General features: G+C 63.2%; 8 protein-coding genes. 3 read left to right on the top strand and 5 right to left on the bottom strand.

From position 1 onward, the window contains the following. Positions 1-189 precede the first annotated feature (189 nt). A complete protein-coding gene (locus tag ABF821_RS18920) occupies positions 190-666 on the bottom strand; it encodes a MarR family winged helix-turn-helix transcriptional regulator (RefSeq protein WP_415531199.1) in 477 nt (158 codons plus the stop codon). A gap of 43 nt (positions 667-709) precedes the next feature. On the opposite strand from ABF821_RS18920, the gene ABF821_RS18915 reads away from it, so the two are divergent. Continuing rightward, positions 710-2,254: an FAD-dependent oxidoreductase gene (locus ABF821_RS18915; protein ID WP_415531198.1), complete on the top strand. Its 1,545-nt coding sequence runs from the start codon at positions 710-712 to the stop codon at positions 2,252-2,254. 371 nt (positions 2,255-2,625) lie between these two features. On the opposite strand, the gene ABF821_RS18910 is transcribed toward ABF821_RS18915, so the two are convergent. From ABF821_RS18910 to ABF821_RS18895, 4 genes are all read right to left on the bottom strand, one after another. Further along, a complete protein-coding gene (locus ABF821_RS18910; protein ID WP_182972229.1) occupies positions 2,626-3,033 on the bottom strand; it encodes an NAD(P)H-binding protein in 408 nt (135 codons plus the stop codon). A gap of 106 nt (positions 3,034-3,139) precedes the next feature. Further along, a complete protein-coding gene (locus ABF821_RS18905; RefSeq protein ID WP_415531197.1) occupies positions 3,140-4,354 on the bottom strand; it encodes an MFS transporter in 1,215 nt (404 codons plus the stop codon). 66 nt (positions 4,355-4,420) lie between these two features. Beyond that, on the bottom strand, positions 4,421-5,002 hold the full coding sequence (locus ABF821_RS18900) for an isochorismatase family protein (RefSeq protein ID WP_415531196.1): 582 nt from the start codon (positions 5,000-5,002) through the stop codon (positions 4,421-4,423). A 93-nt stretch (positions 5,003-5,095) separates the two neighbouring features. Beyond that, positions 5,096-5,548, bottom strand: a complete 453-nt coding sequence (locus ABF821_RS18895; protein ID WP_415531195.1) for a MarR family winged helix-turn-helix transcriptional regulator — start codon at positions 5,546-5,548, stop codon at positions 5,096-5,098. A gap of 149 nt (positions 5,549-5,697) precedes the next feature. Here ABF821_RS18895 and ABF821_RS18890 point away from each other — a divergent pair, with 149 nt between their 5' ends. Both ABF821_RS18890 and ABF821_RS18885 read left to right on the top strand, forming a co-directional pair. After that, a complete protein-coding gene (locus ABF821_RS18890) occupies positions 5,698-6,408 on the top strand; it encodes a TetR family transcriptional regulator (RefSeq protein WP_415531194.1) in 711 nt (236 codons plus the stop codon). Next, the gene (locus ABF821_RS18885; protein ID WP_415531193.1) at positions 6,405-7,310 is read left to right on the top strand and encodes an SDR family oxidoreductase; all 906 of its coding nucleotides are present in this window, start codon (positions 6,405-6,407) and stop codon (positions 7,308-7,310) included. Before ABF821_RS18890 ends, ABF821_RS18885 begins: the two co-directional genes overlap by 4 nt. The last annotated feature ends 81 nt before the right edge of the window (positions 7,311-7,391 follow it).

The raw sequence follows: 7,391 nt of genomic DNA, 5'->3' as shown, positions 1-7,391 counted from the left end.
CCTCAGTCCGGATGATGCTCAGAAGACTCTGTAATCATACATCATGATCTTGGACAGACTCTTAGACTTCCTGATCTACGTCCGGCATGAGGCGAAAGCAGCTTGTCTGTTTGATTCTGGAAGACGACATACAGCTTTACGAGGAAAGCACGCGGTCTGATGCTGATGACAGATATTTCACGGGATTGATCATCGCATCAGGTCGTCAGCGAAGCGTCGTAGAAGCGTTCGTAACTGATCGAGGTCAGTATCTGTCCAGTCGATAAGGATGCGGTTTGCCAGCCTTTCGCGGGCCGCATTCAGCATGCCGACCATTTCTCGTCCCTTTCCCGTCACGGTGGCTTCGCGAACACGTTTGTCCGTCGCGGACGGGTGGCGCTCGATGAGGCCCAGTTCCTCCAGTCTGCTCATCTGTCGGCTGATCGTGGTGTGGTCGCGGCCCGTCCGGTCGGCCAGATCGACCACGCCGATGGGACCGTAACGCCATACGCGCGCGAGAAGCGGAAACAGAGCCCGATCCAGTGGAATGCCCGCTTCTTCGATCAACCGGTCGTCACGGCGTGGCCGGTTGATCTCATCGACCAGGTCGATGATCGCGGCGTGGAGGCCGCGCAGGATTTCGGGATCGTGTGCATTATTCACGTTTTTCGTTGCCTTGGGAGCCAATCTCAGATACGTGAATATTGCACATTGATTCGTGGAGCTGCCAGTGTCTTTCGATACAGATGTCCTGATCTCGGGTGCGGGGGCCGCTGGCCTGACCCTTGCGATCGACCTCGCCCGCCGTGGGGTTTCGTTCCGACTGATCGAGCAGAGCGCGCAGCCGTTCGGCGGGTCGCGCGGCAAGGGCATCCAGCCCCGGACGATGGAAATTTTTGAAGATCTCGGCTTCGTCGACCGCGTGGCGGCGGCAGGCGGGCCTTATCCGCCGCTTTGTCAGTATCGTCCCGATGGAACCCATCAGATGTCGCTGCTGACGGAAGCGGACGTCTCCCCGTCTCCCGCCGAACCTTATGCCGCGCCGCTGATGCTGCCGCAGTTCGCAACCGAAGCCGTCATGCGGGAGCGCCTTGCCGAACTGGGTCATTATCCCTGCTTCGGCACGCGGCTGGTCGGATTCGAGCAGGATGGCGATGGCGAGGGCGAGGGCGCGGGCAGGGGCGAAGGCGTGACGGCAAGGGTGGAACGGGAAGGCGGCGCGTCGGTGATCCGTGCCCGGTTCCTTGTCGGGACCGATGGCGGCCGCAGCTTCGTGCGCCATGCCCTGGCGATCGATTTTCCGGGAGAGACGCTGGGCGTGCGCGCGATCGTTGCCGATGTGCGGCTGGAGGGGCTCGATCGGGTCGCCTGGCATCGTTTCCAGCTCGGTTCGCCCCGGACGCAGGTCATGATTTGCCCGCTGGCCGGAACGGATCTGTTCCAGGTTCAGGCGCCCGTGGTGTTGGATGGAGAGATCGACCTGTCTCCGGCAGGACTGACCGCGCTCATCGGAGAGCGGACCGGCAGAGGGGACATTACCGTCCGCTCGGTGTCCTGGTCCTCGGTCTACACGATGAACGCGCGTCTGGCCGATCGCTATCGGGTCGGGCGTGTCTTCATCGCGGGGGATGCCGCGCATGTTCACCCGCCAACGGGCGGTCAGGGCCTCAATACCAGTGTGCAGGATGCCTATAATCTTGGCTGGAAGCTGGCGGCCGTGCTCGCGGGGGCGCCGGAGGCGCTGCTCGACAGCTACGAGGCGGAGCGGCGTCCGATCGCGTCGGACATGCTTCGTCTCTCGACGCGTCTGCTCGGGGAAGCAAAGCAGGGCACCATGCGGCGCGATCGCGAAGCGCGGCAGATCGACCTCGGCTATCGCGGTTCGTCGTTGAGCGTGCCCGGTTCGGTGGGCGGCACAGTGCAGGCGGGCGATCGCGCGCCCGATGCGCCCTGTCGCGGACAGGCGGGGCAACGGACTCGGCTGTTCATGCTCTTTCAGGGACCGCACTGGACCTTGCTCGGTTATGAGGCGCGTGATCGGCCGTCGGCCATCGCGGGTGTCCGTATCGTTACCGTCGGCGCCGGGCATGAACTCGTCGACGATGGCGGCCATATCGCCGAAGCGTACGGGATCGAACCCGGTCAATGGGTGCTGGTGCGTCCGGACGGCTATATCGCCGGGATCTTGTCCTCCGACGGATTGGAGCCGCAGCTTTCGCGCTACCTGGCGCACACGCTGCCGGCCCGCTCGGCCGAACGGCTCGAAAAATCATGATCCTGGGCTTTCAGACCTCGCTGGATTTTGCGCTCTTCCTGGTTCTGGCTATCACGGCGCGGTTTGCGCAGTCCTGTGTCAATAAAATCCAGCTTAATTCCAGCGTACTTCCAGCGACGGCATGACCGTTTCCAACTGATGGATACGGTCGCCTCTCTGTATTTCGTGGTCGAGGCCGTCCGGCTCCGGGACTGAGCGAAAGGAGTCGAAACCCTGCTTTCGCTCGGACGTCGGTGATCCCGACGCCGTGTTTCCGGCTGCCTGAGGAATTTCCGCAAGCGGCGTCGTTCTGGTCCGGGCCGACGGGTTCGTCGTGTGGAAGGCCGTGCGGACAACGATTTTCTTTGAAACGGCGTTTCTGGCCGTTCTCGTCAACGCGTGGGGAGTGCGCGGGCCCGTGGCGTGATGCCGGCTGCGCGCGAGGGCAGAGCGCGTCGGCAATGGCTCGATCTCTCGCCGTCTGGATCGACGCGTGCGATCGTTCCACCATGTATGCCGGACAGGTCGGTCAAGGCCCGGATGCGATCGCGCGCGGGCTTGTCGTTGAGCATTGTCGGCCGGACGATGGTCCGGTCCAGGGTGCTGGCCCGGATAATGTCTTCCTGACGGTTCTTGTCGTCATAGATGTGGCGCAGCAGCAAGGGCAGGAGCGGCCGGCCGAAAAAGAAGCCGCCGTGTCCTCGGCTGTCGCCCGCGCCGAGGCCGGTGATGCATGCCAGCCGGCGGATCGTCCGAGCGTTCATCACGTCCATGAGCACGCGTGTTGCCGCATAGAGCATCGTCACTTTTCCGGAAAAAATCTTTGTTCCGTCGAGGTGAATGCGGTTAGGGCCGGTGCCGTGCCCGGATCTGGCGCGGCGGGCCGTCGCGATCAGGGTGGGGCAATCAGGGTGGGGTGTCCGGGTTTTGGCGGGGGAGTGCGACGAATGCCACGCACGCTGCGATCAGCCCGGCGACCGCGCCGATGCCGAGCGCCCAGCGTGGACCGAACGTGTTGGCGACCCAGCCGACGATCGGTGCCCCGATCGGTGTGCCACCGAGCGCCACGCCCACGCGCAGCGCCATGACGCGCCCGCGCATCTCGGGCGCTGTCGAAAGCTGCATCAGGCTGTTCGTCGTGTTGGTGACGGTCAGTGCGGCTACGCCGATCACGACCAGGGAAGCCGCGAAGGCCCAGTAGGTGGGCGCGATGGCCGCGAGGGCGCAGCCGGCGCCGAAGATGCCCGCGCCGGTCAGCAGCAGGTCGAAGCGGGGTGCCTTTCGGCCGGCACCGAGGAATGCGCCTGCCATCGTGCCGATCGCCATGATGGAGGATAACAGTCCGTAGCCCTGGGCATTCGTGTGGAACACGCCGACGGCCATGGTCGAGATGAAGATCGGAAAGTTCAGCCCGAACGTGCCGATCAGGAAGAGCATGATCAGGATCGCCCGCAGGTCGCTGCGGCCCCATGCGTAGTGGAAACCCTCGGAGAAACCGCCTTTTTTCCGGTGTGCGCGGATCGCCGGTCGCAGTTCGCCGGCCCGCAGCGCCATGAGGGAGAGCAGCACGCCCGCAAACGAGGCGCCATTGATCAGGAACGCCCAGCCCGTGCCGATGGCCGCGATCACCAGCCCCGCCACGGCGGGGCCGATCATGCGCGCGGCATTGAATGAGGTGGAGTTGAGCGCCACCGCATTGTGCAGGTCCGTGTCTCCCACGAGTTCGGCTACGAAGGTCTGGCGGACGGGGGCGTCGAATGCGGCGGCGCATCCGAACAGGAAGGCGAAGACATCGACATGCCAGAGCCGCACGAGGCCGGTCACCGTCAACGCACCCAGCGCCAGCGCCAGGATGCCCATTGTTGCCTGCGTGATCATCAGGAGTCTGCGCTGGTTGAAATGGTCGGCGGCGAACCCCGTCCAGGGCAGCAGAAGCATCTGCGGCCCGAACTGCAACGCCATGACCAATCCGACGGCGGTGGCGTCGTGATGCGTCAGTTCTGTCAGGACCAGCCAGTCCTGGGCTGTCCGCTGCACCCAGGTGCCGATATTGGACACGAACGCGCCGCCAGCCCAGATCCGGTAATTGACGTTGCGCAGCGAGCGGAATGTTCCGGACATTGTAAAGATCACGGCTTTTCCGGTGTGTTGCCGCCGTGGATGTGTCGGGAATGCGGGGGCGGCAGATCAAGCTCCTGCATGTCCGGCATCTTCTCTTGTCGGTAACAAGGCCATGATATCCGCGCTCGTGCCCGTCTCGCCGAGGCGGGGGAAAACGGACCGGATGCTGTAATCATGGGCTTCCGCGCGGGAATCCGTCATGGCGTCGCAGGCGAGCGTGACGTTGAAGCCGGCTTCATAGGCCTGGCGTGCGGTGGCCTCGACACCCGTGCCGGTCGCAACGCCGGCGACCACGATTTGCGTCACGCCGCGCGCCTTTAATTGTGCTTCCAGATCGGTGCTGGCAAAGGCGCCCCATGTCCGCTTCGTCACCACGATATCGTCAGGCAGTTGACCGAGTTCCGGCACGAGGTCCGTCCATCCTGTCGGGCGGGGGCCTGTCGGGCGTTGCTGTTCCGTCCGGCCGGGTGCGCTGCCGGCGACGTTGACCAGAACGACCGGCAGGGCGCGGGCGCGAAAGGCATCGGCCAGAGACCGGGCGTGCCAGATGACCGGTTCGATCGGGTGCGCGAGTGGCAGGCCGACGATGCCCTGCTGTAAATCGACGACGATCAGCGCGGTTACAGGGTCCAGTGTTGTCAGCGCCATGGGGTTCTCTTTTCCAAAAGCATAATCAGAGGGGAATGGGGCAGAGGTGAATGGTGGAGGGGTGAATGGGGGAGGCGGTTTTGCCATGCGCCATCATTCATCGACGAGCCGCTTCAGGAGCGCGACGGACCGGGTGAGTTCGGCTTGTTCCTGCGCCGAAAAACGGGACTGCAATGCCCGTGTCAGCCAGTCCTGGCGTGCGGCGCGCCCTGCGAGGATTTGCCTGCGGCAGGCGTGCGTCAGGGATAAAAGGGTCTGGCGCCCGTCCGAAGGGTCCGGATGGCTGCCGATAAAACCGGCATCCGTCAGCGCCGCGACGATCGGTGCCATCGATTGCGGACGGATGCCCTGCGACCGGGCGAGATGCGACGTCGTTGCGGGGCCATGCGCTTCCAGGTGCAGCAGCACCGATGTCTGGGATGGCGTCAGTTCCCCGACATGGGCCTGTTCCCGCAGCCGTCGCTTCAGTTTGCTCAGAAGGGCGCGGAGATCCTGCGCCAGGGCCGCTGCCTCGTGAAGGGGCTGTTCATTCTGGGGATCAGTCATTCCGTCACGATATGGATAGACAGGTAAGCTGCAAAGATATCTGTTTAGATAGGCTGTCCAGGATGGTAGGTTCCATCATCCATGGCGCGGTGCAATGAACACTTGCATGTAAGTGAGTACTTACTTACTTTTGTCCGCGAGGAGAAACCATGTCATCACGTCCATCCAGACTTTCCGCGACTGATCGCAGGCAGGCGATCCTGTCGGCTGCGGCGCCCATTTTCGCCCGGCTCGGTCGGGAGGGCGCGACGACGAAGGAGATCGCCAGGGCGGCAGGGGTCTCCGAAGCCCTTCTTTATCGGCACTTCGCCAGCAAGGAGGCGCTTTACGCGGAACTTGAATCTCATTGCGTGGAGGCCAATGCGGTCGGGAGCCGTCTTCTCGCCGAGGCTGTCCCTTCGACGGCGACGCTGGTCAGAGGGGTTGCCCTGCTTGTGCAGGCGGTCTTTCCCGGTATCGGTGACGCGCGCTCTCATGACGATACCAAGCGGCTGGTCACAGCCAGTCTGCTGGGCGACGGCCAGTTCGCGAAGGCTTTCCTCGACCGGCATGTGACGCCCTGGATCGGCGTTTTCGAACGATCCTTTCGGGTTGCGCAGGATGCGGGCGATGTCGAGGACGGTGTTCATGCCGGCAGTGCGGAAATCTGGTTCGTCCATCATCTGGCGAACACGCTGCATCTGATCAGCCTGCCCGGCATCACGGTCGTCGAATACGGCGTGACACGCGAACGGCTGATCGAGAACACGGTCCGGTTCCTGCTGCGCGGGATCGGCCTGAGGAGTGCCGCCATAGACCGGCATTACGACCCTGCAAAACTTGAAACAATTTTTGCGTCGATGGATCAGGACACAGCATGAAACCGATCAGGACAATAGCTGTCATCGGCGCGACGGGGCGGCTTGGCGCGCCGGTCGCGACCGAACTGGCCAGACATTTCGAGGTTCGGGCCGTTGTCCGCTCGCCCGACAAGGCGCGCAGGATGCTTCCGGACACTGTCGAAATCGTTCGGGCCGATCTGCGGGACGTTCCGGGCCTGCGCGCCGCCCTCGACGGGGTGGACGCCATTTATCTCAATCTCGCGACCGAGACGGCGGACCTGGATCTTCCCTTCCATGAAGAGCGGGACGGTGTGCGAAACCTGATGACCGCGATCGCGGGGCTGAACATCCGGTATATCGCCAAGATCGGCTCTCTTGGCGCCTATCCCCCGGCGCTTGGAAACATCAGGCGGAACGTCGTGCCCAATCTCATCCGGATGGAAGGGCACAAAATCATCGCGGACTCCGGGATTCGCCATACCTTTTTCGCGCCGACGCATTTCATGGAGTTGCTGCCGTATATGATCAGCGGACGCGCGCTCCGGTGGGTCGGGAATACGCGCGTCAGGATCTGGTGGATCGGTGTCGCCGATTACGCGCGGTGGGTGGTCGAGGCGCTTCAGAATCCTGAGGCGATGCCGGAACATTGTCCTGTGCAGGGACCGGAAGCGATTTCTGTCAGGCAGGCGATGGAACGGTTTGTCCGAGCCTATGATCCCTCGCTCAAAATTCGCGTGGCTCCGCTCTGGGTCATGCGGATGATCGGTCTTTTCAATCCGAAAATGAAATTCGTGGCGCATCTGTTCGCGTATTTCGGAGATCACGAAGATCCGTTTTATGCCGAAGAAGCCTGGGAAAAACTGGGCAGGCCGACGACCACGCTTGAGATGTTCGCGCACGGGCTTCGCGAAAGCCGGGGTTTGCCCCGAGCGCGCGATTAAACTGTGAAAGTCTGACGGGCAGAAAAATCGGCTGACTCGTGGAATCGTGCCATGTGGGGGCGGATGGGCCGGGGTCAGGGG

It is taken from the genome of Gluconacetobacter sp. (assembly GCF_047721585.1).
Taxonomy (GTDB): Bacteria; Pseudomonadota; Alphaproteobacteria; order Acetobacterales; family Acetobacteraceae; genus Gluconacetobacter; species Gluconacetobacter dulcium.
Note: the sequence above shows the minus strand (reverse complement) of the source record. Positions and strands in the feature narration are given on the sequence as shown.